Consider the following 17,629-nt stretch of genomic DNA (forward strand, 5'->3'; position numbering starts at 1 on the left):
CGAGGCGGCGACGCAGTTGCGCGCCACGGCGGCCCGGATGGGCGTGCCGGCCAAGGCCAAGGTCGGCGGCAAGGCCGGCAAGGTGCGCGCCGGCCGGGCGACCCTGGCTTCGGGAAGCGGCTTCGACCTCGACATGGGCGATGGCGACGCCCGCGACGCCGACTTCGTCCGCGCCGCCTGAGCGGCTCCGGCACCGCGCGGGCGTCTTGCGCGCGGTGCCCCCTCCCTGAAGCGACCAACCCCCGAATTGCCGCGGTGAAGGCCCGTGTCCCCCGAATCGGGCAGGACCCGATCGGCAGCGGCCCAGCCGGAGACCAGAGCATGTCCAGCGTGTGGCAATACCTGACCCTCGGCCTCGATCGCGAGATCTTCGGGATCGCCATCGAATCCGTGCACGAGATCCTCGATTACCGCCCGCCGGCGGCCCTACCGCAGGCGCCGCCGTTCCTGGTCGGCATGATCGACGTGCGCGGCCAGAGCTACCCGGTGATCGACCTGCGCACGAAGCTCGGCCTGCCGGCGATCGGCGTGACCCCGGCGACCCGGATCATCCTGCTCAACATCCCCATGGGGACGCGCGAGATGCGGGTCGGCTTCGTGGCCGACCGGGTGATCGAGGTCACCGAGCTCGACAGCGCCGATCTGGAGCCCGCCCCCGATGTCGGCGGCCGCTGGCGCTCGACCTACATCGCCGGCATCGGCCGCAAGGGCGACGCCTTCGTGGTCGTGTTCGACCTGAGGGCGCTGATGGCAGGTGAGGATCCGGCCCTATTGCTACCCTCGCTCGCAGCCTGAACGCCGTACCGGGACCCACGCCATGCCGCAGCTGAGCGACCGACATTTCGAGAGCGTCGCCGACCTGATCCAGGATCGGGTCGGGATCCAGATCCCGGCGGGCAAGCGCACGATGGTAGAGGGCCGGCTGCGCAAGCGCAAGCGCGCCCTCGATATCGAATCCCTGTCGGCCTACGGGCGGCACGTCTTCGAGGACGGCCACCTCGCCCAGGAACTCGTCCACATCATCGATTGCGTCACCACCAACAAGACCGACTTCTTCCGCGAGCCGGCGCATTTCGACCAGCTCCGGGACGAGCTGGTCCCGATGCTGCGCCGGAACGGCGCCACTCATGGGCGCCTCAAGCTGTGGAGCGCCGCCGCCTCCACGGGGGCCGAGGCCTACACCCTGGCGATGGTGCTGCACGACATGGCGATGGCCGGGCACGCGCTCGATTACGCGATCCTCGGCACCGACGTCTCCACCGAGGTCCTGCGGGTCGCCGCCGACGCCATCTATCCGGAGGACGTGCTCCAGGCGGTGCCGCCGCATTTCCGCAGGCGCTACGTGATGCAGGCCCGGGACCCGGGCTGGAAGGTCGGGCGGATCGTGCCGGAACTGCGGGCCCGCGTGCACTTCAAGCACCTGAACCTGATGAACGCCCAGTACCCGGTCGATCACGACATCGACATCATCTTCTGCCGCAACGTTCTGATCTATTTCGACAAGGACACCCAGCGGGCGGTGCTGTCCCGGCTCGCCACGCATCTGCGGCCCGGCGGCTTCCTGATCGTCGGGCATTCGGAATCGATGGCCGGGGCCGGCGTGCCGGGCCTGGAGCAGGTCTCCTCGACGATCTTCGCCGCGGTGAAGGGGGCGGTCGCGTGAGGCGGGGCGCGCCGATCCGCGTCCTGATCGTCGACGATTCCGCCTCGGTCCGGCAGACCCTCGTGAGCATCCTGGAGGCGGCCCCCGACATCGCCGTGCTGGGCACGGCCGCCGACCCGTTCATCGCGGCCCGGCGCATCCACGACGAGGTCCCCGACGTCATCATCCTCGACCTCGAGATGCCCCGGATGGACGGGCTGACCTTCCTGCGCAAGATCATGGCCCAGCGGCCGATCCCGGTGATCATCTGCTCGACGCTCACCGCCGACGGTTCGCGGACGCTGTTCGAGGTGCTGGAGGCGGGGGCGGTGGATGTCCTGCCCAAGCCCCGCGTCGACACCCGCCAGTTCCTGATGGAATCCTCCGTGCGGGTCTGCGACGCGGTCCGGGCCGCCGCCGGAGCGAAGCTGCGCCCGAGCCGTCCGGTCTTCCGGGCGATCGAGGCCAAGCTCACTGCCGATGCCGTGCTGCCGCCCTCGGGCCGCCCCCGGATCCTGGCCGGGACCGAGCCGATCGTCTGCATCGGCGCCTCCACGGGCGGCACCGAATCCTTGCGCGACCTGCTCGAAGGGCTGCCGGTCGATTGCCCGGGGCTGGTCATCGTCCAGCACATGCCCGAGCATTTCACCGCGGCCTTCGCCAAACGGCTCGACGGGCTCTGCGCCATCGCGGTGAAGGAGGCCGAGGACGGCGACACGGTCAGTCCGGGCCAAGCTCTGATCGCGCCGGGCGGCCGGCACCTGCTGCTCCAGCGCAGCGGCACCCGCTACACCGTGGCGGTGAAGGACGGGCCGCTGGTCTCGCGCCACCGCCCCTCGGTGGACGTGCTGTTCCGCGGGGCTGCGCAATGCGCCGGCGCCAACGCGCTGGGCATCATCATGACCGGCATGGGCGACGACGGCGCCAACGGCCTCTTGGAGATGCGCCGGGCCGGCGCGCTCACGGTGGCGCAGGACGAGGAGAGCTGCGTGGTGTTCGGCATGCCCAAGGAGGCGATCGAGCGCGGCGCCGCCGCCAAGGTCCTGCCGCTGGACCGGCTCCCCCAAGAGATCATCCGTTTCGGCCTCGCCCCGGTGCAGCGCCAGCCGGCGTGAGGCCGGGGCGGCGAGATCCGGCGTGGTGCAACGGCCGCGCCGTGCGCGCCGATCACCGCGACGCGGCTCGACGTAGCGTCGCGCGTTATTTCACGCCCGCGCGCGATGCTTGCAATCGACGGTTCGTTTTCAGGGCGAACATTGATCTGCCGAATTCAATTTTTATTTGGTCCTGACAAATCACACGTTTGGTCTCTTGCAGGACTTCGAAGCGGTAGCGGCCGAAACTGTCCGGGTTCAAAACAGTCGCCACGTTGTCCGATGGTGAACTGCGATGAGTCTGAAGAGAAAATTCTCGATCCTTTGCGTGGTCAACGTTGCGCTGTGCTTGCTGCTGTCGGGCTTGATCTACGGGTACGGGCGTTCTGTCGGCAGGGTCGATGACGCCAATACGATCCGCCTTCGGTCGATCATGCTGGCGAACGAGATCCGCCAGAGCTCGGACGACCTGACCCGGCTCGGGCGGACCTATGTCGTCACCGGTGATCCGAAATTTAAGCGGCACTATTCCGACATTCTCGACATCCGGGCCGGCAAGAAGCCGCGGCCGCAGGATTACTACCGGGTCTACTGGGACTTCATCTCGGCCGGCCTGGACAAGCCGCGGCCGGACGGCGAGGCCGTCTCGGTCCAGGAGCTGATGCGGCGCCTCGGCTTCAGCCGGCAGGAAACGGACACGCTCGCCGAGGCGGTGCGCAACTCGGACTGGCTGGTCCGGCTCGAGGTCGAGGCCATGAACCTCGTCGAGGGCAAGGATTCCGAGGGGCGCCCGCTCCCGGCGCCGCAGCCGGGGCCGGACCGCGAGCGGGCGATCGGCCTCGTCCATTCCCCCGCCTATCACGGCTTCAAGGCGCAGATCATGAAGCCGCTCGACGATTTCTACGGGCTGATCGAGACCCGGACCGACGAGGCGGTGCGGGCGCTCCAGGCCGAGGCCCGGGCCTGGTTCCTCGGCGTGATCGCCGCCCTGGCCGCCACCGTGGCGGCGTTCCTGGCGCTCGCCGGTTTCGCCTATGTGGCGATGCTGCGGGGCTTCGCCTCGATCGGGGCCGCGATGGAGCGGATCGCCGCGGGCGACTACGCGACCGCGGTGCCGGGCCTGGGCCGCCCGGACGAGGTCGGCGCGATGGCGCGCTGCCTCGAAGCGTTCAAGAGCGGGCTGGCCGACGACGTCGTGGCGCGCCACGCGGCGGCCCAGGCCGAGCGCGAACGCGAGCGGCGGGCGCAGAACCACGACCTCGCGGCCGCCTTCGAGGCGGCGGTCGGCGCCGTGATCCGGACGGTGACCGGCTCGGCCCTGGAACTGCGCGAGACCGCACAATCCATGGCGCAGATGGCCGGCGCCACTGCCGAGCGCTCGGAGGACGCGTCCCGGGCCGCCGCGGACGCGTCCGGCAACGCCGCCACGGTGGCGGCTGCGGCCGAGGAGCTGGGCGCTTCCATCACCGAGATCGGCCGCCGCGTGGCCGATGCCGCGGCGCTGACGCGGGCCAGCTCCGCGGAGGCCGGGCGCACCTCCACCCTGGTCAAGGACCTCAGCGTGGCCGCGACCCGGGTCGGCGACGTGGTGGCGATGATCTCCGGTGTCGCCAGCCAGACCAACCTGCTGGCCTTGAACGCCACCATCGAGGCGGCGCGCGCCGGCGAGGCGGGGCGCGGCTTCGCGGTGGTCGCCGCGGAGGTCAAGGAGCTGGCCAACCAGACCGCCCGGGCCACGGACGAGATCTCGGCCCAGATCGGCGGCATCCAGGGGGCGACCCACGAGGCGGTCTCGGCGATCGCCGCGATCGTGACGCGGATCGACGAGCTGGACGGCGTCTCGTCGGCCATCGCGGCGGCGGTGGAGCAGCAGGGTGCGACCACGCAGGAGATCGTCCGCAATGTCGGCCGGGCCGCCAGCGGCGCCGGCGCGATGCGCACGACCATCGGCGGCGTCGCCAGCCTGGCCGGCGATACCGGGACGGCCGCCGCCCACGTGCTGGACATCGCCGCCGGAGTCTCCCGCCAAGCGGACCAGCTCGACGCGGAACTCGCGCGCCTGCTGGCCCAGCTCCGGGCGGCGTGAGGGCGGCACGGCCGCCGGGGCTTTCCCGCGCGGAAAGAGGCGCGCGTGCGATCTGGGGTCGTCAGCCGGCGCGCAGGCGGCTTCCGAGCGCCTCCGACAAGACATCGGCGACCCGGCGGATCCGGGCGTTGCCGCGCACCTCCTCGTGCATTACCAGCCAGACCGGCAGGGGTGCGAGGCGCAGGCCGATCTCCGCCTGCTCCAAGGCGGGCTGGCGCTCGGCCAGCGACACCTGGGCGAAGCCGAGGCCGGCCCCGGCCAGCATCAGGTTCCAGGAAACCATCTGGTCGTCGCAGCGAATCGGGAAATCCTCGCGCGTCGCCCGGAGCCCGTGGCCGGCATAGGCCCGCAGGAGCGCGTCGTTGCGGTCGAAACCGAGCACGTCGTGCTCGGCCAGGTCCGCCACATTGCGGGGCCGGCCGCGGCGCTCGAAATAGCCCCGCGTGCCGAACAGCCCGAGCGGCGCCTCCCCGAGCCTGCGGGCGAACAGGGCGTTCTGGGTCGGGTCGACCATGCGGATGGCGATGTCGGCATCCCGGCGCAGCAGGTTCTGGACCTGGTCCGAGGCGACGAGCTCGATCTGGATGCGCGGCTCGGCCGCCCGCAAATCCGCCAGGATCGGCGGCAGCAGGAGGTTGGCGACGATCACCGAGGCGGTGATCCGCACGGTGCCGCTCAAGCCCTGCACCCGCCCCTGCGCCTTCAGCGCCAGCGCCTCGGCGGCCGCGCCCATGGCACGCGCTTCGTCGATCAGGCTGAGGGCCGCCTCGGTCGGATCGAGCCCGCGTCCCGAGCGGGTGAACAGGGTGACGCCGAAAGCCGTCTCCAGCGCGCGGATGTGTCGGCTCAGCGTCGGCTGGGTCGCCCCGACGCGCGTCGCGGCCGCCGACAGCGAGCCCGTCTCGACCACGGCGAGGAAGGAGCGCAGCAGGGTCCAATCCGGGGTATTCATTTTCGGGGTAACGCCATGCGAAATCCCGGCCTTACCATGCAGGCGTCGATGGTTGAATCTCCAGGCGTCCCCTCTGGAGATCGGATCATGGCCGGCACGGTAACGGGCGCACCGCGGCGGCTGCTTCGCCTCGAAGGCCTCCTGGTCCTCATCGCCGCCTCGGTGGCGTATGGCCGTCTGGAGGCGAGTTGGTGGTCGTTCGCGCTCCTGTTCTTCGTCCCCGACCTGACCCTGCTCGGCTATGGCGCCGGGCGCGGCGCGGGGGCCGCGCTCTACAATGTCGGTCACTGGTACGGCCTGCCGGCCGCGAGCCTGGCCTGGGGCGTGCTCGCCCCGGCGCCGGAGATCCTGGCGACGGGTCTGATCTGGGCCGCCCATATCGGCTTGGACCGGGCCCTGGGCTACGGCCTCAAATACCCGGCGGGCTTCGGCGTGACCCATCTTGGGGCGATCGGGACCGGCACAACCGAACTCGTGGTTGGTCGTGTCGTGCGTTGCGGCCGGCCAGGTCGTGTCCGGTGACTGATTTCGTAGCCCCTCACGCGCGAAGCCGGAGAAATCCCCGCCGACCCGGTCCAAGATTTTGCCGCATCCGATTTTGGGAGGATGCCGCGCGCATCGCCACGCTGGCGAAGGGCCTCAGCACCGCCGCGACCCGGATCGGCGACGTGGTGGCGATGATCCCTGGCGTCGCCAGCCCCGATGGCGCATCACGCCCGGCGGCGGCGACCGGACAGCATATCGTTGGCGACGGCGGGGCGCGCCTCGGGCTGGGCGTCCACGATCGGCTTGTGGACCGCCGCCGGACGCCGGCTCCGCAGATAGGCGAGCCCGAGCCCGGCAAAGACCGCCGCGCTCCCCGCTCCGAACGGGGCCAGGAGGAGCGCGCCGAAGCCGAACCAGGGCCACGCGCATAAGCAGGTGAGAATGCCACCCACCAGGGTTGCCAGCACCAGAACGAACACTTTCCCCCCGTATTCGTTTTCGAGCGCGTCGCCGACGCGTGATTCGCGGAGGTTACCGTCCCGCACACGGCTCGGGCAACCCCAGTATTTTTGCAGGGCGCATCACGAACTCGTGGCATTCCATGCTCAATACGCGGGTCTATCTTGGCTGTTCGATCCGGGGCCGCGTTGCGCGGGGAATAGTAAAGGTCGACATCTGGGCGGGGCTGGAGGGCAGTAATCGCGCGGCGACACCAGAGCGGGCTGCGCTTCGGCTCCGCTGTGCGACTGGGGGCCCTCGCCACGTGTTCGGGGAGAGGGGGCCACGCATCGTCCTGAGACCGTGAATCCCCTTGCCTCCCCGGGGGAGGGACAAGGCGTATCCCCGCCCACCGGATCCATCGCGCAGCCCATGAGCCGCCAGATCCACAACCTGCGGGATGTTTAAGACTGACCCAAAATAGCGCGTGACGGCCCAGCTTGGGTTGTGATTGATGCCAATCAACACAACCTGTGGGATGCGCCGTGAGACCGATCCTGATCGGGACCGTCCTGTTGCTGCCGGTCACCGGTGCCCATGCCCGGGGCGGCAGTGGGCGTGGCCTGAGCGGCACCGGCCCAAGCGGCGCGAGCCACGCGGTATCCGGCTGCACCACGTCCCGCCGGACGGTCGTCGCGTTACTCCCACGCCACCAATCCGAACGGCACTGCGCGCGACAATTTCGGCACGCGGGGCAACGTCAACCCGTATACCGGCACCGTCGGCGTCCATGAGGCCGAGCGTTGATGCGGCTCGCCTGCGCTCGGCTGGCTGTCGCTGGCGCCGTACTGCTCGGACTGGCCGGCGGCGCGGGCAGCCGAGAGTGCCGTGAGCCCGACGAAGCGGCGCTCGACCGGCACGGTCATTACCGCAACCATAACGGCGCCGAGGTCCATCGCCCGGCCAAGAAATGCGAGTTGCTCGCCTGCCGTCGCTCCCGCTCGCAGGCCGAGGCTCGGATGGCCTGCTTCAGCTACATCGAGGGCTTCTACAATCCACTGCGCCGTCACTCGGCGCTCGGCTACCGCTCGCCCGTCGCCTATGAGCGGGAGACTGCCCTAGAGGCGTCAACCACAAATCTGCTCAGCCAAGTCCCCTGACCGTCCACAAAAACGGGGCGATCCCAGATGTCATGGCGACGATTGAGGCAACAAGCATGGTTCGGCTGCTTCCACTGAGCCGCAAGTAGGCTTCAGGATACCGCGAGTAGCATCTTGCTCATTCGGTGAACGCAACGCGGGCGCCGTCCCGTCGAACGGGCGGCCTCGGTCAAGGGCGCCACGGCAACCCACACACAGTCATACAAGCTTCATCGCCGCGCCGTAACCGACGCTGCCGTCAGCGGCGACGGAGGAGCAGATGGCGGGTTCCTCGATCACGCGCCGACAGGCGTTCGCGGCGGGCGTCGCCGCCCCGCTCGTCATCCGGCACGCCGCGCTCGCCCAGGCCGACTCGCGACCGTCGATCACGGTGGCCGTGCAGAAGGTGTCCAACACCAATGCGCTGGACGTGCTGCGCGAACAGTCCAATGTCGGCGAGCGCGTCTTCTTCTCCTCGCTCTGGGAAGGGCTGATCGGGCGGAACTGGCGCGGCCAGCTCGAGGCCGTGCCCGGTCTCGCCACCGCATGGCGGCGGATCGATGATCGCGTGGTCGAACTCACGCTGCGGCGGGGCGTCCGGTTCCACAACGGCGACGAGATGACAGCGGAGGACGTCGCCTTCTCGTTCGGCCGGGAACGGATGTTTGGCGATACCCAGCCGAGCACGGGCAAGACCATCGCGGCCGATTTCTCGATCGGCGGCGGCCGGGGCTCGAAGGCGCTTCCCCTCGAAGTGCCGGCCGTGGCCCGGCGCAACTGGCCGGCCTTGCTCGGCGTCGAGATCGTCGACAGGGACACCGTCCGCTTCGTGAACGGCGCGCCGGACGTGACGCTGGAAGGCCGCATCTCGCGCTACGGCAGCGAGATCATGAACCGGCGTGCCTTCGAGGAGGCGAAAACCTATGCCGATTGGGCGACCAAGCCCGTCACCACGGGGCCGTATCGGGTCGCCGCGTACCGTCCCGACGTCTCGCTGCTGCTCGAGGCCCATGACGCCTACTGGGGCGGGCGCCCGCCGCTGAAATCGATCCGCTTCGTCGAGGTGCCCGAGACCGCCGCGCGCATCGCGGGTCTTCTCTCCGGCGAGTACCAGTTCGCCTGCGATATCCCGCCGGACCAGATCGCGCAGATCGAGGCGAACCCGGCCTTCGAGGTCCAGGGCGGCCCGATCCCGAATCATCGGCTGACGGTGTTCGACAGGAACCACGCCCAACTCGCCGACCCGCGGGTCCGCCGGGCGATGACCCATGCGATCGATCGGCAGGCGATCGTCGAGTCGCTCTGGGCCGGCCGCACCGTCATCCCGAAGGGCCTGCAATGGCCCTTCTACGCCGACATGTTCATCGAGGACTGGTCGGTCCCGGCCTACGATCCCGGCTTGGCGCGGGATCTCGTCAGACAATCGGGCTACAGGGGCGATCCGATCCCCTATCGGCTTCTCAACAACTACTACACCAACCAGGTTCAGACCGCACAAGTGCTGGTCGAGATGTGGCGGGAGGCCGGGCTCAACGTCGAGATCGAGGTGAAGGAGAATTGGCAGCAGGTCTTCGAGCGCACGCCGACCCGCGCCGTGCGGGACTGGTCCAACTCCGCGCTGTTCAGCGATCCCGTCTCGTCACTCGTGAACCAGCACGGCCCCAACGGTCAGCAACAGCAGGTCGGCGAGTGGAGCCACGCGGAATTCAACACGCTGTCGGTCGAGCTCGAGACGTCGACGGACCGGGCCCGCCGCAAGCAGGTCTTCCGCCGTCTGCTCGAGATCGCGGAGCGCGAGGACCCCGCCTACACCGTGCTCCATCAGAATTCGACGTTCACGGCAAAGCCCAGGGCGCTCGCCTGGAAGGCTTCGCCCGCTTTCGCGATGGATTTCCGCGCCGAGAACTGGGGTGGACGGAGCTGAGACTGGCGCGCTTGGGCTCGATCGGTCCGGCGAGCACGTCCGCCGCAACGCCGTTCCGAGCCGTCGATCGGGACAGGGAAGGATGACACGGTCTTGAAGACAGGACGACCGACCAGGGCTCGCTCGATCACCCGCTGTGGCAACGTCCGGACCTGGGCGAAGACCTGGAAGAACGACGCGTTCAACGCGCTCTGCCTCGTGCTGCAGGGTTCGCTCGACCCGGAGGAGCGCCGGCGCGTCTTCCGGCAGATGCTGGAGATCTACGACGGGATCGACCCGCCGGGCACGGCCCTGCACGACCTCACCATGTTCTACGGCAAGGCCAGGGCCGTCCCGTGGCAGGCCTATCCGGTCGAATTCATGGACTTCCGCGCCGGCAACATGGTCTAGGCGCGATGGCTGCTCCACAATACGACGACTTGGTCACCATCCGCGGCCTGACCGTTACCTTCGACGGGGTCCGCGCGCTCCACGGCATCGACCTGAGCGTCGCCAGGGGCGAGGCCCTCGGTCTCGTCGGCGAGTCCGGCTGCGGCAAGTCGGTCACCTGGCTTGCCGCGCTGGGCCTGCTCCCCGGGCGGGCGAAGGTCGGCGGCAGCGTGCAGCTGGAGGGGCAGGAGCTCGTCGGCGCGACGCCGGCGGTCCTGGAGCGGGTGTGGTTGTAATAGCCGAAGGTCGTGGTCCGCGGCAGCAGGATGACGTTCTCGCGGGCGTCGAGGTCGGCCAGCGTCGCCCGCAGCCATTCGGCCGCCGGGCGGCCGTCGATCTCGGAGGTGAGGTCGTGGAGGAGGCTGCCGCCGGGCTCGGCCCCCTCGTCGGCAAGGATCACCCGCTTGCCGGTCCGTGCCGCCGCCAGCGCCGCGGCGAGGCCCGTCGGGCCGGCGCCGACGACGAGGACGTCGCAATGGGCGTGGCGGTTGGCGTAGCGATCGGGATCGGCCGCTTCCGGTGCCTTGCCGAGGCCGGCCGCCGCGCGGATGACGGGCTCGTAGACCCGGTCCCAGAACTTCCGGGGCCACATGAAGGTCTTGTAGTAGAATCCTGCCACGAAGACCGGAGAGAGCAGGTCGTTGACTGCGCCGACATCGTATTCCAGCGACGGCCAGTGGTTCTGCGAGCGGGTCTTGAGGCCCTCGTAGGCTTCGACCACGGAGGCGCGGTTGTTCGGGTCGATCCGGCCCGGGCCGCGATCCACCGACAGCAGGGCGCTCGGCTCGTCCGGGCCGTGGCTCAGGATCCCGCGTGGGCGATGGTACTTGAACGAGCGACCGGCCAGGTGGATGCCGTTGGCGAGCAGGGCCGAGGCGACGGTATCGCCCTGGAAACCCTGGACGGTGCGGCCGTTGAACGCGAAGGCGATGGGGCGCGACCGGTCGATGCGGCCGCCTCGGGACAGTCTGAACGGCTGCGCCATCACACCCTCGCCTCGGTCTCGATGGAACGGGAGGGCTGGGCGCCCACCGGATAGGTTTCGAGGAAGCGGTCGCTGACCGTGTCCCGCAGGGCGTTGAACCAGCGCCCGCAGCCATGGGCATGGCACCACCGCTCGGCATGGATGCCGCGGGGGTTCGCGCGGACGAAGAGATGTGCGCTCCAGGCGTCGTCGTCGAGCGCGGCCGGATCGGCGGGCCGGGCGATATGGGCTTGGCCGCCGCACCGGAACTCGGTCTCGGGGCGGTTTCCACAATACGGGCAGGCGATCAGCAGCATCGGGCGTCTCGTCGCGTGAGGAGGAGGCGGGGCAATCAGTGCGCGACGGCCGCCGCGGCGGCCTCGTCGATCAGGCGTCCGGTGCGGAAGCGGTCGAGGGTGAAGGGGGCGTTGACCGCGTGCGGATCGCCCGTTGCCAGCGTGTGGGCGAAGACGTGGCCTGAGCCCGGTGTCGCCTTGAAGCCGCCGGTGCCCCAGCCGCAATTGACGAACAGGTTCGGCACAGGCGTCTTGCCGATGATCGGCGATCGGTCGGGCGTGACGTCGACGATGCCGCCCCAGGAGCGCAGCATCCGCATCCGGGTGAATCGCGGGAACAGCTCGCAAATTGCGTCGAGCGTGTGGGTGGTGATGTGCAGGCCGCCCTGCTGGCTGTAGGACGTGTACTGGTCGGTGCCCGCGCCGATGACGAGCTCGCCCTTGTCGGATTGCGAGATGTAGGCGTGGACCGCGTTCGACATCACGACGCAGGGGAAGACCGGCTTCACCGGCTCCGACACGAGGGCCTGGAGCGGGTAGCTCTCCAGCGGCATCCGCACTCCCGCCATCGCCATCACGGTGGTTGTGTGGCCGGCGGCCACCACGCCGACCCGGCCGGCGCCGATGAAGCCGCGGGTCGTCTCGACGCCCACCGCCGCACCGGATGCGTCCCGGCGAATGCCCGTCACCTCGCAGTTCTGGATGATGTCGACGCCGCGGGCATCGGCACCGCGGGCGTAACCCCAGGCGACGGCGTCGTGGCGGGCCGTGCCGGCCCGGCGCTGCAGGGCGCCGCCAAGCACCGGGTAGCGCAGGCTCGCGGCGATCTCGAGCGGCGGGCAGAATTCCTTGCACTCTTCCTTGGAGAGCCACTCATTGTCGATGCCGTTGAGGCGGTTGGCGTAGACGTGGCGCTTGAAGCTTTGAACGTCGTGGATGTTGTGGGCGAGCATCAGCACGCCGCGCTGCGAGAACATGACGTTGTAGTTTAACTCCTGCGACAGGCCCTCCCACAGCTTGAGGGCGTGCTCGTAGAGGGCCGCGCTCTCATCGTAGAGGTAGTTGGACCGGATGATCGTGGTGTTGCGGCCGGTATTGCCGCCGCCGATCCAGCCCTTCTCCAGCACCGCGACATTCGTGATGCCGTGCACGGTGGCGAGGTAGTAGGCCGTCGCGAGGCCGTGGCCGCCGCCGCCGACGATAACCACGTCGTAGGAGGCTTTCGGCTGCGGGTCGCGCCATTGGCGGCCCCAGCCCCGGTGTCCCGTCAGGGATTCCGAGAGCAGCGATGTGAGGGAAAAGCGGCGCATCGATCAGCCTCGCTGGTATGCCCGATCATCGGTTGGCCGTCCGGCCGCGGCTTTCTCGACGGCGACCGCGAGTTTGAGATTTGCGACGCGGGCGATTGCCCACCCGGTGCGGGCTGCCTGTCAGCCCACATCTTGCGGTCCCGCGGGCGGCTACGATTCCGGGCTGGTTCGGACTATCCTGGAACGATTCTCGCTTCAGGGCCGCACCCGACCGCGCTGCGATCGGATGCGGTTCCAAGGACGTGATTCGACGCGCGCTGACGCCGAACCGGTATCTCCTTCGGCCGCGCGTGCTCTGGTTGGCGTAGAAGGTAAGGCGATGCGTGAGACGTGGGCGGTAGGGCCGGTCGGCGACGGGCGTGCCCCGGCGGCGGAGGCGATTTCCGTCGGCTTCATGCTCGTGGCGCAGTTCTCGATGATCGCCTTCACCTCGGCGATCGAGCCCCTGCGCCTCGCCAATAGGGCCGCGGGGCGGGAGCTGTACCGCTATTCGCTGTGGTCGGAGCAGGGCGGAAGCTGCGCGGCCTCGAACGGCATCGAGGTCAGGGTGTCGGGCACCTTCGGCGAGGCTCAAGGCCTCGACATGCTGATCGTCTGCGGCGGCCTCGACATCCACCGCCCGGACCACCGGGCGCTCCAGGCGACCCTGCGCCGGAGCAGCGTCGGTGGCGCGGCCATCGGCGCGGTCTGCACGGGCACCTACGTGCTGGCCAAGGCCGGGCTCCTCGACGGCTACCGGGCGACGCAGATCCAGCGCGCCTTGATCGTTGCGGCCAGTTGCTTGAGGGTGGCCTCGGCCGGCAGGTTCGAGAGGTAGTATTTACGCTCGCCCGAGCCTCGCTCCTCGCGCACCAGCCAGACCTCGTCGCCGGGCAGATGCTGATTGCCCATCACGCCGATCCGCTGGGTCGGGCCATCGGCCATCCGGACGTGCAGCGCGCAGAAGCGAGCACGCAGCCGAAGCGCACGCCAGCCGCCCGAACCCGATCGATCTCCGCGACCGCGATCTCCAGCTTGGTGCGGGTCGCGCGCTGATCCTCAGGTACGCCGGCCGATACCATCCGATCCGGGTCGCCCGTCCAGGTCTCGGGCAGGAACAGCGCTAGGCCGACCGCCACGGGCACCTCGCCGCGCGCCAGCGTGAGCGACACCAGCGTCTGGCAGTTGGCGGTCTTGCCCAGCGTCGTGGCGTATTGTGGCGCCACGCCGACCGAGCGGTTGCCCTTCTTCGGCAAGGCGGCCTCATCCTGAGCTTGTCGAAGGATCGTCGACGACCAGGATCGCATCCGATCCGCCGACCAAGCGATCGGCCGCACCCAGAAGCGCCTGGTGCGGGCCAACCTTGGTCTGATTTGCGGACGTCGATGTGGACAATTTGCGGGCGAACTGTCCCCTTTGCATCAGCGCATTGTGAGAGATGAGGAAACGCCGAAGTTTCTGCCTAAAATCCGATAATAGGAATTTTAGGATTGACAGCGTCGCGCTACGCGGGTACAGACAGGGCACGGTCGAAAAGTGTGCGGAGCGGCGGCGATGGGGGCACGCGAGGCCAGGCCCTCCGAGAGGCGCGACGCGGTCGAGCGGCTTTTGCGCGAGACGGCACTGACCTTCGATGAGATCAGCGCGTGCACCGGGATCAAGCGGTCGACGATCTCATCCTGGAACGCGCGCTTCGGCTGGCCGAGGCCGCGCCGCCGGTGGCATGATTTCGCGGCGCTCTGGCCGGAGCCGCGCCGGGCCGCGCTCGCCCGGCTCTTGAGCGGGGCGCGGAACGACCCGGAGGATGTCGCCGAGGCGGCGGGTCTCGGGCGCGCCGCCTCGGACCGGCTGATGTCGATCTGCGGGGTGGCGCGGCCCGAGCCGCCGGCCGAACCCGAGCCGGTCGAGGCCGCGGTCGCGCCCGGCCTCCTCGATCCGGATTCGGCGGCGGATCCGCCGATCCTGCGGGCGCATCTGCGCGCCCACATCGCCCGGCAGATCGCTGCCTTCGACGCCGCCTTGCGCGGGGAGGGGGCGGCGGTGCTCGATTCCGCTCGGGTGCTGCGTGACCTCGGCGGCCTCAAGCGGCTGCTCGACGAAATCGCCCCAGGGAACGAACGCGAGCGGGGGGAGGGGGGCGATGGCGGCACCGGACCCGACCTGCCGGCCCTCCGCGCGGAGATCGCGCGCCGCTATGCTGGCTTTGTCCGCGGCCGGAAAGCTGCCTGACTTCCTGGCGACCCTGCCGGCCCCGCTGGTCTGCGCGCTCGCGACCGACTGGCTGCACCAGGCCCGGCCCGACCAGCTGCCGCCATCCGAGGCCACAGTGGACTGGACAACCTGGGCGGTGATCGGCGGGCGCGGCAGCGGCAAGACCCGCACCGGGGCGGAATGGGTGGACGCCCTGGCCCGGGGCGATCCGGCCTTCACGGCCGAGCCGGTCGGGCGCATCGCGCTCGTGGGCGAGACCCATCTCGACGTGCGCGATGTGATGGTCGAGGGGCCGTCCGGCCTGCTCAGCCTGCCGGCAAGGGGCCGGGCGCGCCCGCGCTGGTCGCCGAGCCTGCGCCGGCTCGCCTGGGACAACGGCGCGGTGGCGCTGGCCTTCTCGGCGGAGGAACCCGATGCCCTGCGCGGCCCGCAATTCGGCGCCGCCTGGTGCGACGAGGCCGCCAAGTGGCGCCGGCCCGAGGCCGCGTTCGACATGCTGCAATTCGGGCTGCGGCTGGGCGCCCGTCCGCGCAACCTCGTCACCACCACGCCGCGGCCGGTGCCGCTGATCCGCCGCCTGCTCGCGGATCCGCGCACCGTGGTCAGCCGCGCCCGCACCCACGACAACGCCCGGCACCTCGCCCCGGATTTTCTGGAACAGGTGGTCGGGCGCTATGCCGGCACGCGGCTCGGCCGCCAGGAACTCGACGGCGAACTGATCGCCGACCGGGACGATTCACTGTGGGATCGCGCCGCCCTGGAGGCCGCCCGGGTCGCCGCCGCGCCGGATCTCGCCCGGATCGTCGTGGCGGTGGATCCGCCCGCGACCTCGGGGGCGCGCTCGGATGCCTGCGGGATCGTGGCCGCCGGCCGCGCCGGCGCCCAGGCCTATGTGCTGGCCGATGCCAGCCTCGCCCGGGCGAGCCCCCAGGCCTGGGCCGGCACGGCGCTGGCGCTCTATCACCGGCTCGGGGCCGATGCCCTGGTGGTCGAAGTCAACCAGGGCGGCGAGATGGCCGCCGCGGTGCTCGCCCAGTGCGATCCGGCGGTGCCGGTCACCCCGGTCCGGGCCATGCGCGGCAAGTACCTGCGCGCCGAGCCGGTCTCGCTGCTCTACGCTCGCGGCCTCGTCCACCATGTCGGGGCGTTCCCGGCGCTGGAGGACGAGCTGTGCGATTTCGGCCCGGACGGCCTGTCGACCGGCGCCTCGCCCGACCGGCTCGACGCCCTGGTCTGGGCGGTGACGCACCTGCTGCTCGACGGGGCGCGGGAGCCGCGGATCCGTCGGCTCTGACGCCGACCCGTGCCGCCTCACACGGGAACGTGAGGCATGTTGCATCCATAAATTGCATACAGTCGGGGCGGCTGTTATGGTTGACCGTACATCCGGAGGGCGGCCCGTGAACGCGGATCCTGATCCTGAGATCTGTCTGCCCGACAGCGCCCATCGCCGCCTGCGGATGCTCGCCGACATTCTCGGCTGCCCAGTGTCCGATTTCTTCAGGCCGACAACGGTCCGCTCCGACCTGAGCAACACGGTCGAGTTGCTGCGCCTCTGGCACATGATCACGAGCGAGGCCGACCGGGCCGCCGTGCTCCGCTGCGCCCGGCAAGCCGCCGGTGTCGTCGCGCGCGAGGTCGAGACGGTCTGACGGCGGGACTTTGAGTCCGACCGCGGATTTTCCAGGGGTGACGCGGGGGCGGCCGTATAAATCGCTTTGTCATTCCGGGGCGCCGCAGGCGAGCCCGGAAGCCGGAGCCACCGTCGGTGCAAAACCTTGCGCTGTCGGCGGATATGGATCCCGGGCTCCGCTTTGCGGCCCCGGGATGACCGGACGGGTGAGGGTACGCTTCGAAGATCCGGCGATCGGCGAGGGAATAAGATGTCTCCGGTCGATCGCGAACGGCGTTTCACCGAGACCGCCAAAATCAGGCTGCCCGCCCGGCTCCTCCGCACACAACAATACGGCGCGCCTCTGCGAGAAGCGCGCCGGGAGTCGGTTCGTGGTCTCTGGAACGAACTGCAGGCCGAATACACCAGTCGGCGCCGTCCGGCTGTGACGGCATAGCCACGCCCGGGCCCGGGGTGCGGTGAATCCGCCGCACCCACCCGGAGCCGCTCCCCCGTCACGCATCGGCGAACACAACGCTCCGGCCCGCGAGCCGGCGGCGGATCGGAGCTTCACACCCTCGCGCACCGTCCCGGATATCGGACCGGACGGTGTGCGAGGTCTTTGGTTTCGCATCGTCCCGAAAGCCGAAGGTGACCTGACCGGTATTTTGGACCGAGCCGATTGAGAGGCTACTGCATGGTGGCGGCCATGGGTAGCCGGAAGGCCAGATCCGGGTAGCTGACGGGGGCGGGCGGCCGATAGCCCAGCGACGAATGCGGTCGGACGCGGTGGTAGGTGTTTTGCCACAGACCGATCCCGTTCCTTATGATCACTGCTGAGTCTAAAATCAAAAATGTACTAGCGGCAACGAGAGCGGGCGTAGACAACTATATCGTCAAACCTTTTACTATCATAACGTTGAAGTCCAAGATCGAAGCCATCTGTTTTGGAAATATCGGCAACGATACCGTTTCGGTTGTCCGATAACGAGGAAGGCACGGTCATCCGTCGAGGTAACGATCGCTTAAGGCTTGGCATGCCACGGTTGGATGCGGAGGGAATACAG

General features: G+C 69.5%; 17 protein-coding genes and 5 pseudogenes. 14 read left to right on the top strand and 8 right to left on the bottom strand.

Going from position 1 to position 17,629, the window contains the following annotated elements; genetic code table 11:
• The 5 genes from MKL09_RS22110 to MKL09_RS22130 all read left to right on the top strand — a co-directional run.
• On the top strand, positions 1-181 hold a 181-nt coding region (locus tag MKL09_RS22110; protein WP_244023740.1), incomplete at its 5' end, for a hypothetical protein.
• A 140-nt stretch (positions 182-321) separates the two neighbouring features.
• A complete protein-coding gene (locus tag MKL09_RS22115) occupies positions 322-795 on the top strand; it encodes a chemotaxis protein CheW (protein WP_244023742.1) in 474 nt (157 codons plus the stop codon).
• Positions 796-817: 22 nt separating this feature from the next.
• On the top strand, positions 818-1,663 hold the full coding sequence (locus tag MKL09_RS22120; RefSeq protein WP_244023744.1) for a CheR family methyltransferase: 846 nt from the start codon (positions 818-820) through the stop codon (positions 1,661-1,663).
• A complete protein-coding gene (locus tag MKL09_RS22125) occupies positions 1,660-2,757 on the top strand; it encodes a chemotaxis response regulator protein-glutamate methylesterase (protein ID WP_244023746.1) in 1,098 nt (365 codons plus the stop codon). Before MKL09_RS22120 ends, MKL09_RS22125 begins: the two co-directional genes overlap by 4 nt.
• A gap of 274 nt (positions 2,758-3,031) precedes the next feature.
• Positions 3,032-4,822 (top strand): methyl-accepting chemotaxis protein, encoded by a 1,791-nt coding sequence (locus MKL09_RS22130; protein ID WP_244023748.1) that lies wholly within the window; start codon positions 3,032-3,034, stop codon positions 4,820-4,822.
• A 61-nt stretch (positions 4,823-4,883) separates the two neighbouring features.
• Here the strand turns inward: MKL09_RS22130 and MKL09_RS22135 are convergent, their stop codons facing one another.
• Positions 4,884-5,774 carry a LysR family transcriptional regulator gene (locus tag MKL09_RS22135; protein WP_244023750.1) on the bottom strand — a complete coding sequence of 297 codons (891 nt, stop codon included), beginning with the start codon at positions 5,772-5,774 and terminating at the stop codon, positions 4,884-4,886.
• 87 nt (positions 5,775-5,861) lie between these two features.
• On the opposite strand from MKL09_RS22135, the gene MKL09_RS22140 reads away from it, so the two are divergent.
• A complete protein-coding gene (locus tag MKL09_RS22140) occupies positions 5,862-6,296 on the top strand; it encodes a DUF4260 family protein (RefSeq protein ID WP_244023752.1) in 435 nt (144 codons plus the stop codon).
• Between the two features lie 188 nt (positions 6,297-6,484).
• Here MKL09_RS22140 and MKL09_RS22145 read toward each other — a convergent pair whose 3' ends face one another.
• Positions 6,485-6,805, bottom strand: coding sequence for a hypothetical protein (locus MKL09_RS22145; RefSeq protein WP_244023754.1), 321 nt, complete (start codon positions 6,803-6,805; stop codon positions 6,485-6,487).
• Positions 6,806-7,711: 906 nt separating this feature from the next.
• Here MKL09_RS22145 and MKL09_RS22155 point away from each other — a divergent pair.
• The 4 genes and pseudogenes from MKL09_RS22155 to MKL09_RS22170 all read left to right on the top strand — a co-directional run.
• Positions 7,712-7,858, top strand: a pseudogene (locus MKL09_RS22155) (IS3 family transposase); the annotation flags it as partial.
• Between the two features lie 259 nt (positions 7,859-8,117).
• Positions 8,118-9,761, top strand: coding sequence for an ABC transporter substrate-binding protein (locus MKL09_RS22160; protein ID WP_244023756.1), 1,644 nt, complete (start codon positions 8,118-8,120; stop codon positions 9,759-9,761).
• Positions 9,762-9,854: 93 nt separating this feature from the next.
• Complete coding sequence (locus MKL09_RS22165) at positions 9,855-10,151, top strand: hypothetical protein (RefSeq protein WP_244023758.1); 297 nt, start codon at positions 9,855-9,857, stop codon at positions 10,149-10,151.
• 5 nt (positions 10,152-10,156) lie between these two features.
• Positions 10,157-10,417: pseudogene (locus tag MKL09_RS22170) on the top strand (ATP-binding cassette domain-containing protein); the annotation flags it as partial.
• On the opposite strand, the pseudogene MKL09_RS22175 reads toward MKL09_RS22170, so the two are convergent.
• The 3 genes and pseudogenes from MKL09_RS22175 to MKL09_RS22185 all read right to left on the bottom strand — a co-directional run.
• Positions 10,417-11,175, bottom strand: a pseudogene (locus MKL09_RS22175) (FAD-dependent oxidoreductase); the annotation flags it as partial. The pseudogenes MKL09_RS22170 and MKL09_RS22175 overlap by 1 nt on opposite strands.
• On the bottom strand, positions 11,175-11,471 hold the full coding sequence (locus MKL09_RS22180; protein ID WP_244023760.1) for a sarcosine oxidase subunit delta: 297 nt from the start codon (positions 11,469-11,471) through the stop codon (positions 11,175-11,177). The pseudogene MKL09_RS22175 and the gene MKL09_RS22180, both read right to left, overlap by 1 nt.
• A gap of 35 nt (positions 11,472-11,506) precedes the next feature.
• Positions 11,507-12,760, bottom strand: a complete 1,254-nt coding sequence (locus MKL09_RS22185; protein ID WP_244023762.1) for a sarcosine oxidase subunit beta family protein — start codon at positions 12,758-12,760, stop codon at positions 11,507-11,509.
• A gap of 415 nt (positions 12,761-13,175) precedes the next feature.
• Between MKL09_RS22185 and MKL09_RS22190 the strand changes: the two genes are divergently transcribed.
• Positions 13,176-13,577: an AraC family transcriptional regulator gene (locus MKL09_RS22190; RefSeq protein ID WP_244023771.1), complete on the top strand. Its 402-nt coding sequence runs from the start codon at positions 13,176-13,178 to the stop codon at positions 13,575-13,577.
• Here the strand turns inward: MKL09_RS22190 and MKL09_RS22195 are convergent.
• Positions 13,505-14,083: pseudogene (locus MKL09_RS22195) on the bottom strand (transposase); the annotation flags it as partial. The gene MKL09_RS22190 and the pseudogene MKL09_RS22195 sit on opposite strands and share 73 nt — an antisense overlap.
• Positions 14,084-14,293: 210 nt before the next feature.
• On the opposite strand from MKL09_RS22195, the gene MKL09_RS22200 reads away from it, so the two are divergent.
• From MKL09_RS22200 to MKL09_RS22210, 3 genes are all read left to right on the top strand, one after another.
• Entirely contained in the window at positions 14,294-14,968 is a 675-nt protein-coding gene (locus MKL09_RS22200) for a hypothetical protein (protein WP_244023765.1), read from the top strand.
• Positions 14,934-16,244, top strand: coding sequence for a DNA-packaging protein (locus tag MKL09_RS22205; protein ID WP_244023767.1), 1,311 nt, complete (start codon positions 14,934-14,936; stop codon positions 16,242-16,244). The genes MKL09_RS22200 and MKL09_RS22205 overlap by 35 nt, the downstream gene beginning before the upstream one ends.
• 106 nt (positions 16,245-16,350) lie before the next feature.
• Entirely contained in the window at positions 16,351-16,602 is a 252-nt protein-coding gene (locus MKL09_RS22210; protein WP_244023769.1) for a hypothetical protein, read from the top strand.
• 650 nt (positions 16,603-17,252) lie between these two features.
• Here MKL09_RS22210 and MKL09_RS22215 read toward each other — a convergent pair.
• Positions 17,253-17,378: pseudogene (locus MKL09_RS22215) on the bottom strand (IS3 family transposase); the annotation flags it as partial.
• A 43-nt stretch (positions 17,379-17,421) separates the two neighbouring features.
• The coding region (locus MKL09_RS22220) for a hypothetical protein (protein WP_244023772.1) at positions 17,422-17,629 on the bottom strand (208 nt) is incomplete at its 5' end.

This window comes from Methylobacterium sp. J-048 (genome assembly GCF_022829515.1).
Lineage (GTDB): Bacteria > Pseudomonadota > Alphaproteobacteria > Rhizobiales > Beijerinckiaceae > Methylobacterium.